This is a genomic window from Paramesorhizobium salinisoli, from assembly GCF_003335045.1.
GTDB lineage: Bacteria > Pseudomonadota > Alphaproteobacteria > Rhizobiales > Rhizobiaceae > Paramesorhizobium > Paramesorhizobium salinisoli.
In genome coordinates this window covers 469,081-485,825 of the sequence record NZ_QOZG01000003.1, presented here as the reverse complement: position 1 = coordinate 485,825, position 16,745 = coordinate 469,081, and the positions used below count along the sequence as shown (strand labels likewise).

Below are 16,745 nucleotides of genomic sequence, written 5' to 3'. Positions count from 1 at the left end.
TGCGCGGAGCAGATATCTCTGCTGATTGGATTGGTGCCGGAGACAGGAGTCACCGGCAGGGTGGGTGCGCGTAATGCATTTGAAGATCATCGGCTCCGCGGCGGGCGGCGGTTTTCCCCAGTGGAATTGCAATTACCGCCTCAGCCGGGCGGTGAGGGCGGATAAACCGGGCTTCCAGCCACGGACGCAATCCAGCCTCGCCGTAACGGCCAACGGAACGGCCGAGGGTGCAGCCTGGGTGCTGTTCAATGCGTCTCCCGACATACGCCAGCAGATCGCGGCAACACCTGAGTTGCAGCCACAGCCGGACGGCCCATTGCGCTCGACGCCGATTCGGGCGGTGGTGCTGACCAATGCCGATGTCGATCATATCGCCGGCCTCCTTACCTTGCGCGAGCGCGAACCTTTCGCGATCTATGCGACGGATCGGGTGCTGGAAGTGCTCGACGCGAATTCGATTTTCAACGTGCTCGACCGCTCGATCGTTCAGCGCCGCAGGCTTTCTCTTGGCGTGCGCACGGATATTCTGGACGCCGAGGGGCAGCCCACCGGGATTGCCATAGAAACCTTCTCCGTGCCGGGAAAAGTGGCGCTGTTCCTGGAGGATGAGGCGAGGTCGGCAGAAGGCTTCGGCACGGAAGAGGGCGACACGATCGGCGTGCGGATCGGGGCGGTAAGCAGCGCCGAAACGGCGTTCTATATTCCCGGTTGCGCGCGCATCGATGCGCGGTTGAAAGAGCGTATCGCGGGTGCCGCCTGCCTGCTCTTCGACGGCACAGTCTATCATGATGATGAGATGGTAAGGGCCGGCGTTGGCGCAAAAACCGGGGCGCGCATGGGGCATCTGCACATCGCAGGCGAAGCGGGGTCGATGAAGATGCTTGAGGATCTGCCCATCGGAAAGCGCATCTATGTGCATATCAACAACACCAATCCCATCCTGGATGATGCCTCCCCCGAACATGCGGCGGTGAGGGCAGCGGGATGGGAAGTCGCCTATGACGGAATGGAGATCCGGCTTTGAAAGATTTTGCCAGCGCCGCAAGAGAAGGGCTGACGAACACGCAACTGGAGACAGTGCTGCGGGATGTCGGCTCAGCGCGCTATCACAATCTCCATCCGTTCCATCATCAGATGGTGAGCGGCGCGCTGACGAAGACGCAGATGCAGGCCTGGGCGCTCAACCGCTATTGCTACCAGTCGGTCATTCCGCGCAAGGATGCGATGATCCTGGCGCGCGCGGAAGATCCGGCCTTCCGCGCGGAATGGCGCAAGCGTATCGAGGACCATGACGGCGGCGACGGCTGGAACGGCGGCATTGCCCGTTGGCTGAAGCTGGCTACGGGCCTCGGGCTGGACGCCGGGATGGTCAAGAGCGAGCGGCTGGCGCTTCCCGCCACGCGGTTCGCCGTCGGCGCCTATCTCTCCTTCTGCACCAATCGCAGCCTGCTCGAAGCCGTGGCGTCGTCGCTGACGGAACTTTTCTCGCCGGTCATCATCGGCGAACGGGTGCCGGCCATGCTGGCGAAATATGACTATGTCTCGGAAGACATCCTCGCCTATTTCAAGCCGCGCCCGACACAGGCCTCGCGCGACTCCGATTTCGCGCTCGCCTATGTGCTCGAACATGCGACGACGCCGGAAAAGCAGCAGGCGGTGATCGACGCGCTGGTTTTCAAATGCGATGTTCTCTGGGCGATGCTGGATGCGCTCGACTACGCCTATGGCGAAAAAGGACATGTGCCGCCGGGCGCCTTCAATCCGGAGGAGGGATGATGGAAGCCATCCGCATCCGTGCTATAGTGTCGATGCAGTCGAGGCCCAAATTGCGGCGGCATGCACGGCTGCAATATGATCCGGTTCGAGATGCCTGGGCGCTTCTGTCGCCGGAGCGGATATTCTGGCCCAATGAAGTCAGCCTCGATATTCTGCGGCTTTGCGACGGCACGCATGACGTTGCGGAAATGATCGCATTGCTTGCCGACCAATATGGCGCTGATGAAGCCGATATAGCCCCTGACGTGACGGCATTCCTGCAGGAATGGTCGGACAAATTTCTGGTGACGCTGCAGCAAGTCCAGGAAAAGTGTGATGCGGTTTTCCGTCCGGACTTGAGAGAAAACGAATGACCGAAGCCATTCTACCACCTATTGCCATGCTGGCGGAGCTGACGCATCGCTGTCCGCTGCAATGCGCCTATTGCTCCAATCCGGTCGAGCTTCTGAAGGCCAACCGCGAGATGGGGACGCAAGGCTGGCTCACGCTTTTCGAGGAGGCGGCGGATCTGGGCGTTCTGCAGGTGCATCTGTCGGGCGGCGAGCCGACGCTGCGCAGCGATCTCACGGAAATCATCGCCTGTCTGGCGGGACGCGGCGTCTACACCAATCTCATCACCGCCGGCGTCGGCATCCCGGAAGGGCGGATCGAGGCGTTTGCCGCGGCGGGTCTGGACCATGTGCAGCTCAGCTTCCAGGGTGCGCATCCCCAGACCACGGAAAAGGTCGGCAATCATCGCGGCGCGCATGAAAAGAAGATCGAGACGGCAAGGCGCGTCCGCGAGGCGGGCCTGCCGCTGACGATCAACGCGCCAATCCATCGCCACAACATGCATGAAGTGCCGGATTTCATCGAGATGGCGCTGTCGCTCGGCGCGGAACGGCTGGAAATCGCCAACGTGCAATATGCCGGCTGGGCGCTCATCAATCGCGATGCGCTGATGCCGGACCGGGAGTCGGTCGAGCGCCAGGTGCAGATCGTCGAGGAGGCGCAGGAGCGGTTGCGCGGTATCATGACGATCGATTTCGTGACGCCCGATTATTTCGCGATATATCCCAAGCCCTGCATGGGCGGCTGGGCGCGTGACGCCTTCATGGTGGCGCCCGATGGCACGGTGTTGCCCTGCCATGCTGCCCATACCATCAAATCCCTGCATTTTGAACAGTTCGGCGACTGGAAACTGGGCGATATCTGGCGCGATTCTCCCGCGTTCAACGCGTTCCGTGGCACTGACTGGATGGCGGAGCCGTGCCGCAGCTGCGAGCGGCAGGAGCTCGACTGGGGCGGCTGCCGCTGCCAGGCGATGGCCATTGCCGGCGATGCCGCGGCAACGGACCCGGCCTGCATCAAGTCCCCGTTGCATGCGCGCATGGGCGCACTCATCGAAGAGGCCGCCAGGATGGGCGCTGCGTCCAGCGACACCGGGTTTCAATACAGGCGGATAGGGAAGGTGGCGGAACCTATTCTTTGATGATCGACTGGCTGATGGTATTTGCAAGCTTGTAGAGGCGCTGTTCGAGGATCGTCGGCACCTCGCAGATATAGGTCAGCGATTGTGTACGCTCTTCGAAAATCCGCGTTTCCCAGGTCAAGCGGTCGTTGTGTTTGGTGAGTTCGGCCTGATCGGCGTCTGGTTTTGCCCGCATTGCATCGACTTTCTGTGCTTCCCGACGCAAATCGGCCGCCATATCGCGCTGTTTGGCGGCATAGCGGGAGATGCCCGAAATGATCTGCTGGCGTTCCCAATTGAGCTTTTCGAATATCCCCTGGAAAAGCTGCATCAGCTTGTCGTTGATCTCGTGGCGGGGGATGCTTTGGATATAGGTCGCCAGCAGCTTCTGCGCGTCCTCGACGGTATTGCGTCGCGCGGCCATCTCAGTGGCCAAATGCGATATTGCGGGATCATCGGCCCATTTCGCGGCATTTTCCGGCAGGTCCGGTCCTGTCCATACCTGCGCGATGGAAAGCTGCGGGACCTTGCGCTGGATACAGGGCCAGTCGGGATCGGTATTGGCAGCGGCGAAAGCCGGCACTGGCGATGCTGCGGCTAGCAGCAGGGCGATGAAGCCACGACATAGTATCTTCAAGCGTTTCAACTGTTTCCTCCCGTATCCTGTTTGCGGATGATGAGACCTCTTGACGGGTCGTAGGCGATGATGGCGCCGCCGAGGAAGATGAGCGTAAACGCCGCGACGACGGCGAGCGAAGTCCATTCGATCTGGCCGTAGAAGGCAAAGCGGACGAGTTCGACCGCGTAGGTAAATGGATTGAGCAGACAGATCTTGTAGAGGAGCGGGCTCGCCTCCTGGACGCGCCAGAGCGGATAAAGGGCGGAGGAGGCGAAATACATCGGGAAGATCACGAAATTCATGATGCCCGCGAAGTTTTCAAGCTGCTTGATCATCGACGAGAGGAACATGCCGAGCGCGCCCAGCATCAGCCCGGCAAGGAACAGCGCAGGCAGGATCATGAGATAGCCAATGAATGGCGCCTTGACGTCCCAGAACCAGGCGATGGCGAGGAATACATAGACCTGGATCAGCGAAACCGCGACGCCGGCCAAAAGTTTGGAGACCAGCAGGAACCAGCGCGGAAAGGGGCTGACAAGCAGGGTGCGCATATTGCCCATTTCCCGGTCGTAGACCATGGAGAGCGAGGATTGCATGCCGCTGAAGAGCAGGATCATTCCGCAAAGGCCGGGGGTGATGTAGACCTCGTAGAGCACATAGGTCTGGTACGGTGGAATGATGGAGACGCCCAGCACCTGCCTGAAGCCTGCGGCGAAGATGAAAAGCCAGAGCAGGGGACGCACCAGCGACGAGATGAAGCGCTCACGCTGGTTGAGATAACGCAGGCCCTCGCGAACCAGAATGCCCTTCAGGCAGATCATGTAATGGGTGAAGCCGAAGCGTTTGTGCTCGGTTATTGCATGGGGAATCGGGTGGGCCGCATCGGTCATGGCTGGCCCTCAGGCAGTGGAGGCGGTGGTGAGCCGGTAAGGCGGGCGAACGCCTCACTGATCGTGCCGGCGCCGGTTGCCTCAATGAGGTTCGCGACGCCGCCATCGGCCATCAGCCGGCCCTTGTCGAGAACGATCACCTGATCGGCGTCGTTGACCTCATCAATCAGATGCGTCGCCCAGAGAACGCTGATGCCCTCTTCCTGCACGAGCTTGCGGATATCGGCGAGGATGGTCGCGCGCGAATTCACGTCGAGGCCCACCGTCGCCTCGTCGAGCAACAGCAGCGAAGGGCGGTGCAAAAGGGCGCGGATGATCTCGACACGCCGCATCTGCCCGCCCGAGAGGCTGCGCGCCTTGTCGTTCAGGCGATCGCCCATGTCGATCGATTCAAGCAAGGCCTCGATCCTCCGGCGGGTCTCGCGCGCGCCGATGCCATGCAGGGCGGCGTGATAGGAGAGGTTCTGCCGCACGGTCAGATCGAGGTCGAGCGTGCGCGCCTGGAAGACGATGCCAAGTCGGCGCAGCGCATCGCCCGGCTTGCGGCTGATATCGTAGCCGAAAACGCGTATCTCGCCGCTACCAGTCGCAAAGAGATGGCTGACGAGCGAAAACAACGTCGTCTTTCCCGCTCCGTTCAGTCCAAGCAATACGGCGAAGCGTCCGGGCTGGATAGCGAAGGAAACGTTGTCGAGCGCCTTCCGCGCGGCATAGGAATGGCTGACCGACATCAATTCCAATGCGGGAACCGGCGGCGTTTCGTGCCGCGCGGCAACATTTCGTCCAGCATTGATGTTCATCGGGTTGGCCTCCCGGCGGATAGCGTTTCAGTGCTAACCGCCCCATTCCCTGCTGCATAATTCTTTATATCGGAATCGATCTAAGGATAAAATTATGCAGCATTTAAACGTGTTAGAGCGTCATTTGCGCGTCCATAGGATACGCGGCGCTCTATGCATCGGGGGCGGCTATTTGATGATTATCTTGCCCTTCATCCCCTTATCCGCCAAGTCCGGAACCGACCACGTATATTCACCGGGCCTGACGGCGGTGAACTGCACGTTGATCGTGCCTTCCGCATCGAACTCCAGCCATGCCGGCGCGCCGTTCATGTGCACTTCCAGATCGTTGATGACGATCTGGTTCATCCAGACATTGCGGAAGAGATCGGTGACGAATTTATATTCCAGGCCTGCGGCAGAGGTGATCTTCCAGCGATAGCCCTGGCCCGCGACCAGTTCGAAATCCTTCTGGTTGACCGCGAAATTGTCGGTCTTCGATCCCAGGATGAGTTCGGGAACATTCTTGCTTGCGCGGGTGACCTTCGGCGCCTGTGTCTGTTCCTGGGCCTTTGGCGCATCATCATCGTCATCGTCGGCCTGAGCCAGGGCAGGCGAGGCGATCGCAACGCCGATGAGTGCCGTAAAGGCGATAATGCTGAATTTCGACATAGTGTCCTCCCATCAGATAGATCAGCGCTTGAGAAATCAGTTCGGGGCGACGGCGACACCCCAGGGCAGGGCCCCGACCGTTACTGATTTGACCGGTTCGTCCGCCGCCGTGTCGATAAAGGTAACATCGTTTGACAAGCCATTGGTGCTGATGATGAATTTTCCGTCGGGGGTAAAGGCGAGCTGCCAGACCCGCTGGCCGACGAGAACATATTTCTCGACCTCATAGGTTTCGGCATTCACCACCGCGACGCGGTTGGCGGGGCCGAGCGCCACATAGGCTTTCTTGCCGTCGGCGGAGATGCGCACGCCCACAGGCTGGATTGCCTCCGACCGCAGCCCCTGGATCTCGAAGGTGATCTTGTGCTTCACCTCCCGCGTGCTGTTGTCGATGACCGAGACCGTCCCGCCGATCTCCGAGGAAACCCAGACTTCCGATCCATCAGGCTTGAACTCGGCGAAGCGCGGACGCGAATCCACCAGCACATTATGGGTGATTTCATGCGTCGACGTATCGATGAAATGCGCCATGTTGGTCGTCTCTGATGTGTTGACCATGGTTTTTCCGTCGGGGCTGATGCCCATGCCCTCCGGCTCGACGCCAACGGGGATTTCCGCGATCACACTCTTTTTTTCAACGTCGATGGCTGTGACGAGATTGTCGTCTTCATTGGCGACGTAGAGCGTCTTGCCGTCGGGCGATAGAACAAAGAGTTCCGGGTCCGGGCCGGATGGCAAGGAGCCGACGATCTCATGGGTGGCGGTATCGATGATTTCGACCGTGTCGTCATCGCTGGCGCAAACATAAAGAAACTTGCCATCATGGGAGACGGTGATGCCGCGCGGCCGCTGTCCGACATCGATGGTCTTGACCACCTCCATCGTCGCGGAATCGAGGAGCGTGACGGTGTTATCCTTCTCGTTGGAGACATAGACCATGTTGGCCCATGCGGCCTGCGCGGAAAATTGCAATGCCGCCGTCACCGCGAGCATACTCATGTGACTTCGCATTCTTGTCCTCCCCTTAATTCAACTTGCATTTTGTCTCCGGTCTATCGATGCCGAGCGTGTCGAGTTCGCTGTACTGATGCAGAAAGCCCTCCTGCGGTGAGGTGGAGACGACCCCGCGGCCGTCCGCAAGCAGGATGGGCTGTCGCAACTGCCAGTTCCAGTTGCGGAAGGTCACCTTCTGGCCCTTGAAGGCGGCGATCGAGAAATCATCGGCTTTGATGAAAGCCTCTATTTTCGCGGGATCGTTTCCGCTGGTGCGCGTCGCCGCCTCGCCGAGGATACGCACCGCCGTCCAGGCCTGCATGTCCTTCGAAAGCATCCGGCGCTTGGTTGCCTTGAGGAAGCGGCTCTGGATCTGCGATCCGCCCCATTGCTCGCTTGCAGGATGCCAGCTCGACGCGATCAGGCCGGCGGTGCCTGCTACGGGGCGCGGCGTCCAGGTGCGATAGGGAACATAGCTGCCGAAAACTTCGCTTTCGTCCGCGACTATGACCACGTCATGCTCCGGCAGATTCTGCGTGAAAACCGGCATCTGCTTCTGCACCTGGATCACGCCGGTATCGGTGCGCCGCGCGGAGCCGCGGTCCTCATAGAGACGCTCCTCTACGATGGTCGCGCCAAAGCGCGTCGCCGCGCGGCGGATAGCATCGGCATAGAGCTGGTCGGGCTGATGCGAGCCGTAGAGCAGCACCCATTTGCGCCATTGCTTCCAGACCAGATATTGGGCTAGCCCATCGGCAAGCATGGTTCGGGTCGGCGCGGTATGGAAGATATTGGCGCGGCAATTCTCCTCGCGAAGGCTGTCATCCGTCGCGCCGACATTGAAGAGTAGCACGCCATTGTCGCGCGCGATATCGGCGATCGACATCAGCTGCCCGGCCGAGACATCGGTCAGGACAAAGCGGTCGCCGCGCGCAAGCATTTCCTTGAAGACGGGCACGACATCGGCATCAAATTTCGTTTCGGTCACGTCGAGCGTGAAGCTCTGGCCGAGGAACCGTCCCGTCGTGTTGTTGTCGTTGATGGCGACACTCGCCCCGGCCACGCCTTCGTCGCGCGGCGGCACGTCGAGCACCGAGAGGGCGAGTTGCGGTTCATAGGCGCGCAGATAGCCGATCTGGACATCAATGGGGGGCTTTGCCGTTTTTTCTGTCGAAGTTTGTTGCGCCTGCAGTGCGGATGCGTTGACGCAGAGAAAAAAAAGGCCGAATAAAAACGCGGGAGTGTTTGGCACCATACTCTTCATGACCATACCATTCGTACTTGCCGCCGTACCGCGGTGGCAGTCGTATTCAGATCGTAGTAGGTGCCCACAATGTTTTTAAACAACCCTGCCGTAATCTCAAGTGATAAACTGATTATTTCCAGGTGGAGGGGTATTTCCCATGACCTTGGGGGAGACCTGCGATGACTAAAATGCTGGCAAGCGTTCGCGACCGCCGGGAAGTCGAAATCGTTCTGAAGGGCGGGGCCGATATCATTGACCTGAAAGACCCCGACAATGGCGCTCTGGGCGCTGTCGCGCCCGAAACAATCAGGGACGTGGTTGATTTCGTGGCGGGCGTGCGGCCGGTAAGTGCGGCCTGCGGCGATCTTCCGATGGAGCCCGAGGTACTTTTGCGGGAAGCAGGCGAGATCGCGGCTACCGGCGTGGAATATGTCAAGATTGGTTTTTTCCCCTCGGAGCATTTGCCTGAGTGCATCGCGGCACTGAAGGGGCTTGCGCAACAGCGCAAACTCATCGGCGTACTGTTTGCAGATCATGCCTATCCGGACGATCTGCCGGCTGCTTTCAAGGAGGCAGGCTTTCACGGCATCATGATCGACACGGCCAACAAGGCAGGCGGGCGGCTGCTTGACCATCTGAGCCCCGATCGCATCGGCGGCTTCATCAAGTCGGCCCATGATTTGTCGCTGATGGTGGGGGTGGCCGGGTCGCTGGAAGCCCCGGATATTCCGAGACTTCTGGTTTTCGCGCCCGATTTCCTCGGCTTTCGCGGTGCCTTGTGTGAAAATCAGAAGCGAAATGCTGGAATCAGCGAGGAAGCGACGGCGAAGATCAGGGCGCTTATCCCCGAGGAACGGACACCGGCTACAGATGCTTCGCGCGTCGATTATCAATTGCTGGCGGCGAGGGGTTATTTCCCTAGCCCGGAGGATTCCAAGCTCGGAACCGACAAGATCTTCGTGCGGGACTTCGTCCTACCGGTGCAGATCGGCGCCTATAGTTTCGAGCATGGCAAGGCGCAGAAGGTGCGCTTCGATGTGACCGCCGATGTGCTGCGCGTAACGCTCAATCCGGAGGATATGCGCCATGTCGTTTCCTACGATTTGATCATGGATGGGATCAGGACCATCGTCGCGCGCGGGCATGTCGAACTCGCCGAAACACTGGCGGAGCAGGTCGCGGCCTTCATTTTGGAGAATCCGCGTGTTACGCGCGTGGTGGTGCGTGCTGAGAAGCTGGAGCTCGGGGCGGGCGGAGTCGGTGTAGAGATCGAGCGCCGGCGCGAGGCGCAAAGCGCATCCAAGCCACGCCGATCTTCACCGGATACCGGGGCAGGCGCCGGGACGACCCACGCCCATGGAGGCAGAAAAGGCAGCAATTCATGAAGGCAGTCGTGAAACTGGGAGGAAGCACGGCGGGACATGAGGAATTGCAGCGCTGGGTGGAGGGGCTCGCAACGGCCAGGTTTCCGCTGGTCATCGTGCCCGGTGGCGGGCCGTTTGCAGACGAAGTGCGCGCCTTGCAAAAGCCTCTGGCCTATTCGGACAATGCCGCCCACGGCATGGCCATTCTGGCCATGGACCAATTCGGCCTGGTGATCGCCGAGCGCCATGAGCGGCTGCGTCCGTGCCGTTCGCTGGAGGCGATCAGGCAGACGCTGGATGCGGGCGGCATTCCCGTCTGGCTGCCCTCGCAGATGACATGGGAGGCGTCGGATATACCGCGCTCCTGGGATGTTACATCGGATTCGCTCGCTGCATGGTTATGCCGGCAATGGGGTGCGGAGCGGCTGCTTCTGGTCAAACAAAGCAATGAGTTTCTGCAGCATATCGGCGTTGCCGGGCTCGTCAGATCAGCCATCGTCGATCCGATGCTGCCCGACATGCTGGGAAACGACATCACGCTGCATCTCGCAGGGCCACAGACGCTCGCCAGCATAGCCGAGGGGGCGCCTCTGGCGGATATCCCGGGAATTGTCATGCACAACGAAGCGGCGGATGAGGAGATGCTTGAGCAATGACGAAATTGCAGACGCCGCGCTGGGCGTGGGTTTTGACCGGCTCGGGCCATTTCTTTGTCGAAAGCTTTGAACTAATCCGCACGCTCGAGCATTGTGACATATTCGTATCCAAAGCGGCCAATGAAGTGTTGCGCATGTACAAGCTGAAGCTCGATTTTCCGGATACGATGCGCGTGCTGCACGACAAGACCGCGAGCGCCGTGCCTGTCGGCGGCTTCTATCACGGCATCTATCACACCGTGGTCATCGCTCCCGCCACATCGAACACGGTGGCGAAATGTGTCGTGGGCATTTCCGATACGCTCGCCACCAATGTCTACGCCCAGGCCGGCAAATGTCAGGTTCCATCCATCGTTTTCGCTTGCGACACGGCGCCTGAACTTGAAACCATGGCGCCCGGAGGGATGGTCAAAGTCTATCCCAGGCCCATCGATCTCCAGAATACGGCGCGGCTGAAGGAATTCGAGCGAACCCATGTGGTGGAATCCCTTCTGGAATTGAAGGATGCGATCGCTCGGCGGCAAGAGGAAATAGCTGGGGATGGCTGAGCGGCTGCTCTTTCTTACAGGGCATCTCGCCCGCGCCCGGCTGGAGCGCGTGCTCGCCGATCTGGGAGAGACATCCTTTTCGCATGAGATTATCGATATCGGCGTTAAGGTCGCGGCGCTGATGACGGAGGAGATCATCATCCGCCGCCTGAAACAGCCCGTGATGGCGGATCGTGTCGTCCTGCCTGGCCGCTTCAAGGGCAATCTCGAACGCCTGAGCGACTTGTTCGGCGTCCCGTTCGAGCGCGGCCCGGACGAACTCGCCGATTTGCCTGCCTATCTCGGCCGGGCTGGAAAGCCCGTCGATCTATCGCAACACGAGATGCGGATATTCGCGGAGATCGTCGATGCTTCGATCATGAGTATCGACGCGATCGTGGCGCATGCCTCAAGGCTTGCCGCTGCTGGGGCCGACGTAATCGATCTCGGCTGCCTGCCGGAAACACCGTTTCCGCATCTGGCGGAGGCCGTGCAGGCACTCAAGGCGCACGGTCTGGCGGTGAGCGTCGATTCCGCCAATGTCGAAGAGCTTGAAGCCGGTGCAAAAGCGGGTGCGGACTATCTCCTGAGCCTCAATGAGGAGACCATCGCCCTTGCGTTTAAGTATGGGGCCATCCCTATCCTGATCCCGGCCATCCCCGGCGATCTGGATTCGCTTGACCGCGCCATCGATGCGGCGAGCGAGGCGGGGATTTCCTTCATCGCGGACCCTGTTCTCGATCCTATCCATTTCGGCTTCGCCCATTCGCTTGGCCGCTTCATCGAAGCCCGCCGCCGTTGGCCGGATGTCGAGATGATGATGGGCACCGGCAATCTGACCGAACTGACCGATGCCGACACATCGGGGATAACGGCGGTGCTTGCGGGGCTCTGCTCGGAACTGGTGATCCGCAATGTGCTGGTGGTCAATGTCAGCCCCCATACGATGCGCACCGTGGAGGAGCATGACCGGGCGCGGCGCATCATGTTCGCAGCGAAGCGCGATCACGCGCTGCCGCGCGGCTATGATGCAGGCCTCCTGCAGGTTCATGACCGCAAGCCCTATCCCAATTCCAATGAGGATATAGACGCCCTTGCCGGGGCGGTGCGCGACGCCAATTTCCGCATCATGACGGCAGCCGATGGTATTCACATCTTCAACCGGGACGGGCACCGGGTGGCGCAGGATGCGTTCGAGCTATTTCCGGGGCTCCATGTCGAGAATGACGGCGCGCATGCCTTCTATCTCGGTGCCGAGTTGACCAAGGCCGAACTCGCCTGGAAACTCGGCAAACGCTATGTCCAGGACGAGCCGCTCCCCTGGGGCGTGGCCGTTCCGCCAGCCGAGGAAGATCGGATGCGGCTTGCCAAGGCGGGCCATACGCTGCGCGCGAAGAAGGATGCACCGTGAGCTATATCAGGGAAACGATCATAACGACCGTCGATGCCGATGGCCTCGTGCATATCGCGCCGCTCGGGATTATCGAGGAGGGCGATGGCTGGATCATAGCGCCGTTCCGCCCGTCAAAGACATTGGATAATCTGACTGCCGTTCCCTATGCCGTTGCCAATTATACCGACGATATGCTGGTCTTCGCGGGGTGCCTGAGCGGGCGGAAGGACTGGCCGGTGGCGCCAATCGAGGATTGTCCCGTTCCCCGCCTCAAATCGGCGCTGAGCCATTCCGTGCTCAAGGTGGTTTCGATGACGGATGATGGATTGCGTCCGCGCTTTTTCTGCCGGATCGTGTCGGAGGAGATACACGCACCTTTTACGGGGCTCAACCGCGCCAAGGCGGCTGTTCTGGAACTGGCGATATTGGTAAGCCGTCTCGATATGCTGCCGGCGGAGAAGATCGATGCCGAACTCGCCTATCTCAGCATAGCGCTGGAAAAGACGGCGGGGCCGGACGAACGCCTTGCCTGGTCATGGCTGATGCAACGTGTTGAATCCCACCGCGATGCCACTGATGCGAAAGGCAAGTCCGCGCATACGCCGGATCAGAAATTCATCTGAGGTGGTTCTGGTTGGAGATGCGGTGGTCGTGTTTTTGCGGAACGGCGTGGCCTCGATGAGGAATGGATCCCAAGTGCTTGTCACTGGGATCCATTCCTCATCCTCTCCACTTCCGGGCCGGTACAGAATAGGGCCTCTTTAAGAGAAGTGCTCCAGCCCGAGAAGCGCCACCGCAGCCGCGGGGGCGGCCTTGCTGGCGGCGTCTCTTGCCTCATTGCTTGCAGGAATGAGTGAGCCAAAATCCACATAGGGCCGTTCCAGGCGTTCGGCGAGGCGCTTGATCTGCGGCCTTCCGATGCCCGCGCCGACGACCGGTGCTCCTGCATTCGATGAAAGCAGCGCCGCCACCCGGAAGGCGCCGTCATGGATCATGCGCAACTGGTGTTCGCTGAACCAGCGGGCGATGTCTATCCATTCCTCTTTCCGGAGATCGCCGCTGTCACGGCCGACCATACGCGCCAGGCGTTCGATCGATCCTGCAAAAGTCTTGGGCCCATGATCCGCCGCCTTGTATTGATCGTCGGCCTCGTCGAGCGTGCCGAGGACGCGGCTGAGATCGGCGGTATTGGCGAAATATTCGTTCATCAGCGGTGTCATGCGGCCCCGCACCGGAACCAGTGAGGCGATGCCGATCAGGGCGCTGCGCGCGAAGCCGGTATAGACGAGTTCGCCCGTCAGCAGGCGTTCGGCATCGGAATAGCCCTGGTGGATGACCGCGCCGTCCCTCATGGCAAGGATGTCGGTGGTGGTGGAACCCATGTCGATAAAGAGGCCGTTGCCGGCAAGCTTCGCGCTCAGCGATGCCGTCGCATGCCAATTGGCCGAGGCGATGTCGCCGCCGAGCTGTCGCGCGGAAGCCAGATCGACAAGTCCGGACCGGCCGGCATAGATCAGCGTTTCCTCCTCGCCGAATTCCTCCTCGATCAGGTCCAGCAGGGTGGCGACACCGACATCGCGGGAGGGGAAGGCGTCGGAGAGTTCGCCCGTCATGGTGAAGACATTGCCGCCGCCTTCGGTGCGCAGATCGGCGAGATTCTTCAGCGCTTCCTTCACGCGATCGGTCCCGAGCCACATCGGCGTCATAATGGTTCGGGCCATGACGATCTCGCCATTCCGGCACTGCGCCATCTTGAGATGTGCGCCGCCGATGTCCCAACCCGTCACAAAACTCGTGGCAGGGCTCTTTCCTTCCGTTTCCTTTCGGGCTTTCATAGCTGGATCGTCCCTCCGATATCGGCTTTGTCAGTGCTTATCATTCCCGTTCTCGACATCAAAGGCGGACTTGTCGTGCGTGCCCGCAAGGGCGAGCGCGGCAGCTACAGGCCGATCGAAACGCCACTCAGCCCATCGGCCGAAATCGGCGATGTCGCGGCTGGATTGTGGGAGATTTTTCCGTTTCCGGCTTATTATGTGGCTGATCTCGACGGGATCGAGAGGCGGACAAGCGGCGTAGACAGGTTGGGTCCTCTGGCGTCCTTGCGGGCGCAATCCTCCGTCTGGCTCGATGCCGGATTTTGCAAGAGAGGTGATCTCGAAACCGCGTTGGCACTCGATGGCGTGGTGCCTGTGCTCGGTTCCGAATCGCAATCCGATATTTCGCTGCTCCAGGCGTTCCATGGGCATTCGCAACTGGCCTTGTCGCTGGACTTTCGCGGCGATGAATTCCTCGGGCCGCCCGCCATTCTGGATGACGATGCCCTGTGGCCCTCGCGGGTGATCGTCATGACGCTCGCGCGGGTGGGTGCAGGAGATGGGCCGGATTTCGAGCGCCTGGCTGCAATCAGGGAACGCGCAGGAGACAGGGCAGTGATCGCCGCCGGCGGCGTGCGGTCTGCAAAGGATCTGGAGCGGCTGGAGGAAATGGGCATTGCCGGATCGCTGGTGGCGACGGCATTGCACGATGGGGCGCTGACGCCTGAAATGGTCAGGGATTTTATGGCGAGGGCGGAGGGGACGTTTGCTTAGAGCATTTCAGAATGAAGTGGAAAGGCCGGCAGGCCAGAGGGGGCGCCTCGCGACTCCATCAAAACGAGAACGCTCTGGCTGTTCTACGACCATGACGTTCTACGAAGCATGATAATGAATCAAAAGGAGGGATTGCTCCCTCCTTTTCGTCAAAAGCCTAGACGTTTGGCCAACCGGCGCATCAGGCCATCCGATTCCACAGAGGGCATGCTCTGTGCGGGGTTGTCTCTTGTCTAGGCGCTGAAGGGATGCTTGACCGAATTGCGCTGGGCGGTCGCTTCAGCGGCGGTGGGCTTGCCTGTTACCGCGCGCTCGATGGCTTCCTTGGTTGCGCGATAATTGAAATCCTGGATCTTCGCGTCGTCTTCGGCCTCCCAATGGATGAAGACGCCGACGCAGATGAAGAGATCGTCGGCTTCGTCAGCGGGGATCGTGCCATCGGCCACGCTGTCCTGCACGGCCTTTGCAACGGCATGCTGCGCCGGGCCGAACATCTGGACCGCCTGCTTGGCGCCCTTGATGGTGACCTTGTTGAACATCACCGTGTTCGGCTTGCACGCCAGATTGGGCGCGATCACCGCGAGGAGGGAGGTAAATCCGTCCTTGTTGTTGGTCAAAGCATTGCAGAAAGCTGTTTCGACGGCGCTGCCGCGCGGTCCGATGAGAAGATCGATATGGGCAACTTCATTGCCGTCACCGATCAGAGATTCGCCAACCATTACCTTAGTGATTTTCGCCACGATCTGATTCCTCCCTAAACCGTTTCCAAAAATGGATTGTCCAAAGATGCCGTACGTCGAGACACGGTTCTCGATGGACAGCTATCCTTGTTCACAGCACCCTTGTTCACCAGCATATGGAGCGCGGGTCGGTTGGCCAGATAGCAGCGGAAGCAAACCCTCCGCTTTCAAAATTCAACCATTTACCCCGCGATTATGCAAGACTAAGTTGATGATGCCGTGCGCAAAAAGCGTTGCCACCGTCAGGTCGGCGGATGTGCCCGGGTTTATGCCGTCGGCCTTGAGCTTCTTATCGAAGGCAAGCAGCAGTTTTTCCCGCTCCGTGCCATCACGCATCTCTGCTGCGCTCTCGCGGATCGTCTCGGCTTCGGCACGAATTTGTTCGGCGACCGCTGCGCCATGCTTGCGCGCGACGTGGCTGTCGGGAAAGCGTGAGAGAAAATCAAGATAGACGAAGACGATGGGCCACATGTCTTTTTCATCGCGGGCCAGGGCCGTGGCATGGGCCGAAAGGCCTATGTCAAAGATATCGGCAAAACCGGTGACATATTGCCGGGCGATCATGTCGCGATGGGCGGCCTCCTGCATCGCCTCCAGAAGTCCGACTTCAGGTTCCTCGGAAACATCGTGCTTTTCCGCCGAGCCAAGCCCGCCGGGCTGCGCCAGCCTTATGGCGGCAAACACGTCGCGCGCGTCGTCACGGTCGAGTGTATCGAGCACCTGCGCCACATTGCGCCGCAAGTCCCGGCCCGGCTTTTCCGCCGCTTTGGCGAGCGGCGCGCAGAGGAGAAGGATGCCGAGATTTGTGTTGGTGCCCACCCGTTCGCGCGTCATGGCCACAGCGTCGCGGATGCGCCGCCCGACGCGCAATGCGGGATCGGTCAGCGGATCGGCGGAAATTTCGGCGCTGTCGAGGAACTGCGTCGCGGTCATGCGGTGACCATCGGCGAAGCGATGCACATTGCCGGGCTTCAGCGCCTGGATTTCACCGAGGCAGGCGGCGATATAGGCATGCCTGATCTGGTCCCGCGTCGGGGTCACGCCGCCGGCCT

19 protein-coding genes are annotated in these 16,745 nt (G+C 60.3%); 10 read left to right on the top strand and 9 right to left on the bottom strand.

What is annotated here, in order from left to right:
- The first annotated feature begins 73 nt into the window (after positions 1-73).
- The 4 genes from pqqB to pqqE are packed head-to-tail and all read left to right on the top strand — an operon-like array spanning position 74 to position 3,247.
- Positions 74-1,024, top strand: coding sequence for a pyrroloquinoline quinone biosynthesis protein PqqB (gene pqqB, locus DUT91_RS09320; RefSeq protein WP_114440076.1), 951 nt, complete (start codon positions 74-76; stop codon positions 1,022-1,024).
- Entirely contained in the window at positions 1,021-1,776 is a 756-nt protein-coding gene (gene pqqC, locus DUT91_RS09315) for a pyrroloquinoline-quinone synthase PqqC (protein WP_114440075.1), read from the top strand. Before pqqB ends, pqqC begins: the two co-directional genes overlap by 4 nt.
- Complete coding sequence (gene pqqD, locus DUT91_RS09310; protein ID WP_425373766.1) at positions 1,773-2,129, top strand: pyrroloquinoline quinone biosynthesis peptide chaperone PqqD; 357 nt, start codon at positions 1,773-1,775, stop codon at positions 2,127-2,129. The genes pqqC and pqqD overlap by 4 nt, the downstream gene beginning before the upstream one ends.
- Positions 2,126-3,247: a pyrroloquinoline quinone biosynthesis protein PqqE gene (pqqE, locus tag DUT91_RS09305; protein WP_114440073.1), complete on the top strand. Its 1,122-nt coding sequence runs from the start codon at positions 2,126-2,128 to the stop codon at positions 3,245-3,247. The genes pqqD and pqqE overlap by 4 nt, the downstream gene beginning before the upstream one ends.
- On the opposite strand, the gene DUT91_RS09300 is transcribed toward pqqE, so the two are convergent.
- From DUT91_RS09300 to DUT91_RS09275, 6 genes are all read right to left on the bottom strand, one after another.
- Positions 3,237-3,872: a hypothetical protein gene (locus DUT91_RS09300; RefSeq protein ID WP_114440072.1), complete on the bottom strand. Its 636-nt coding sequence runs from the start codon at positions 3,870-3,872 to the stop codon at positions 3,237-3,239. The genes pqqE and DUT91_RS09300 overlap by 11 nt on opposite strands.
- Positions 3,869-4,666: an ABC transporter permease gene (locus tag DUT91_RS09295; protein WP_245419663.1), complete on the bottom strand. Its 798-nt coding sequence runs from the start codon at positions 4,664-4,666 to the stop codon at positions 3,869-3,871. The genes DUT91_RS09300 and DUT91_RS09295 overlap by 4 nt, the downstream gene beginning before the upstream one ends.
- Positions 4,667-4,731: 65 nt before the next feature.
- A complete protein-coding gene (locus DUT91_RS09290; protein ID WP_114440070.1) occupies positions 4,732-5,535 on the bottom strand; it encodes an ABC transporter ATP-binding protein in 804 nt (267 codons plus the stop codon).
- Positions 5,536-5,703: 168 nt separating this feature from the next.
- Entirely contained in the window at positions 5,704-6,186 is a 483-nt protein-coding gene (locus tag DUT91_RS09285) for a cupredoxin domain-containing protein (protein ID WP_114440069.1), read from the bottom strand.
- A 36-nt stretch (positions 6,187-6,222) separates the two neighbouring features.
- The gene (locus tag DUT91_RS09280) at positions 6,223-7,185 is read right to left on the bottom strand and encodes a YVTN family beta-propeller repeat protein (protein WP_425373765.1); all 963 of its coding nucleotides are present in this window, start codon (positions 7,183-7,185) and stop codon (positions 6,223-6,225) included.
- Between the two features lie 25 nt (positions 7,186-7,210).
- Positions 7,211-8,443, bottom strand: a complete 1,233-nt coding sequence (locus tag DUT91_RS09275; protein ID WP_245419647.1) for an ABC transporter substrate-binding protein — start codon at positions 8,441-8,443, stop codon at positions 7,211-7,213.
- 161 nt (positions 8,444-8,604) lie between these two features.
- Here DUT91_RS09275 and DUT91_RS09270 point away from each other — a divergent pair, with 161 nt between their 5' ends.
- From DUT91_RS09270 to DUT91_RS09250, 5 genes are read left to right on the top strand one after another with little or no spacing between them, the layout of a single operon-like run.
- A complete protein-coding gene (locus tag DUT91_RS09270) occupies positions 8,605-9,810 on the top strand; it encodes a (5-formylfuran-3-yl)methyl phosphate synthase (protein WP_114440067.1) in 1,206 nt (401 codons plus the stop codon).
- Entirely contained in the window at positions 9,807-10,445 is a 639-nt protein-coding gene (locus DUT91_RS09265) for an amino acid kinase family protein (RefSeq protein WP_114440066.1), read from the top strand. Before DUT91_RS09270 ends, DUT91_RS09265 begins: the two co-directional genes overlap by 4 nt.
- Positions 10,442-10,993, top strand: a complete 552-nt coding sequence (locus DUT91_RS09260) for a flavoprotein (RefSeq protein WP_114440065.1) — start codon at positions 10,442-10,444, stop codon at positions 10,991-10,993. Before DUT91_RS09265 ends, DUT91_RS09260 begins: the two co-directional genes overlap by 4 nt.
- Positions 10,986-12,383 (top strand): DUF6513 domain-containing protein, encoded by a 1,398-nt coding sequence (locus DUT91_RS09255; RefSeq protein WP_114440064.1) that lies wholly within the window; start codon positions 10,986-10,988, stop codon positions 12,381-12,383. Before DUT91_RS09260 ends, DUT91_RS09255 begins: the two co-directional genes overlap by 8 nt.
- On the top strand, positions 12,380-12,988 hold the full coding sequence (locus DUT91_RS09250; protein ID WP_114440063.1) for a DUF447 domain-containing protein: 609 nt from the start codon (positions 12,380-12,382) through the stop codon (positions 12,986-12,988). Before DUT91_RS09255 ends, DUT91_RS09250 begins: the two co-directional genes overlap by 4 nt.
- Before the next feature lie 138 nt (positions 12,989-13,126).
- On the opposite strand, the gene DUT91_RS09245 is transcribed toward DUT91_RS09250, so the two are convergent.
- A complete protein-coding gene (locus DUT91_RS09245; RefSeq protein WP_114440062.1) occupies positions 13,127-14,200 on the bottom strand; it encodes a hydantoinase/oxoprolinase family protein in 1,074 nt (357 codons plus the stop codon).
- A 33-nt stretch (positions 14,201-14,233) separates the two neighbouring features.
- On the opposite strand from DUT91_RS09245, the gene DUT91_RS09240 reads away from it, so the two are divergent.
- A complete protein-coding gene (locus DUT91_RS09240) occupies positions 14,234-14,953 on the top strand; it encodes a HisA/HisF-related TIM barrel protein (protein WP_245419646.1) in 720 nt (239 codons plus the stop codon).
- Positions 14,954-15,186: 233 nt separating this feature from the next.
- Here DUT91_RS09240 and fae read toward each other — a convergent pair whose 3' ends face one another.
- Positions 15,187-15,693, bottom strand: a complete 507-nt coding sequence (gene fae / locus DUT91_RS09235; RefSeq protein WP_114440061.1) for a formaldehyde-activating enzyme — start codon at positions 15,691-15,693, stop codon at positions 15,187-15,189.
- Between the two features lie 174 nt (positions 15,694-15,867).
- Positions 15,868-16,734: a triphosphoribosyl-dephospho-CoA synthase gene (locus tag DUT91_RS09230; protein ID WP_245419645.1), complete on the bottom strand. Its 867-nt coding sequence runs from the start codon at positions 16,732-16,734 to the stop codon at positions 15,868-15,870.
- Between the last annotated feature and the right edge of the window lie 11 nt (positions 16,735-16,745).

Excerpts from the sequence above, each read along its gene's own strand:
- DUT91_RS09295 (WP_245419663.1), bottom strand. The coding sequence starts at position 4,666 with ATGATCTGCCTGAAGGGCATTCTGGTTCGCGAGGGCCTGCGTTATCTC.
- DUT91_RS09245 (WP_114440062.1), bottom strand. The coding sequence starts at position 14,200 with ATGAAAGCCCGAAAGGAAACGGAAGGAAAGAGCCCTGCCACGAGTTTT.
- DUT91_RS09255 (WP_114440064.1), top strand. The coding sequence starts at position 10,986 with ATGGCTGAGCGGCTGCTCTTTCTTACAGGGCATCTCGCCCGCGCCCGG.
- DUT91_RS09280 (WP_425373765.1), bottom strand. The coding sequence starts at position 7,185 with ATGAGTATGCTCGCGGTGACGGCGGCATTGCAATTTTCCGCGCAGGCC.
- DUT91_RS09290 (WP_114440070.1), bottom strand. The coding sequence starts at position 5,535 with ATGAACATCAATGCTGGACGAAATGTTGCCGCGCGGCACGAAACGCCG.
- DUT91_RS09285 (WP_114440069.1), bottom strand. The coding sequence starts at position 6,186 with ATGTCGAAATTCAGCATTATCGCCTTTACGGCACTCATCGGCGTTGCG.
- DUT91_RS09270 (WP_114440067.1), top strand. The coding sequence starts at position 8,605 with ATGACTAAAATGCTGGCAAGCGTTCGCGACCGCCGGGAAGTCGAAATC.
- pqqD (WP_425373766.1), top strand. The coding sequence starts at position 1,773 with ATGATGGAAGCCATCCGCATCCGTGCTATAGTGTCGATGCAGTCGAGG.
- pqqB (WP_114440076.1), top strand. The coding sequence starts at position 74 with ATGCATTTGAAGATCATCGGCTCCGCGGCGGGCGGCGGTTTTCCCCAG.
- DUT91_RS09260 (WP_114440065.1), top strand. The coding sequence starts at position 10,442 with ATGACGAAATTGCAGACGCCGCGCTGGGCGTGGGTTTTGACCGGCTCG.
- pqqE (WP_114440073.1), top strand. The coding sequence starts at position 2,126 with ATGACCGAAGCCATTCTACCACCTATTGCCATGCTGGCGGAGCTGACG.
- DUT91_RS09265 (WP_114440066.1), top strand. The coding sequence starts at position 9,807 with ATGAAGGCAGTCGTGAAACTGGGAGGAAGCACGGCGGGACATGAGGAA.
- DUT91_RS09275 (WP_245419647.1), bottom strand. The coding sequence starts at position 8,443 with ATGAAGAGTATGGTGCCAAACACTCCCGCGTTTTTATTCGGCCTTTTT.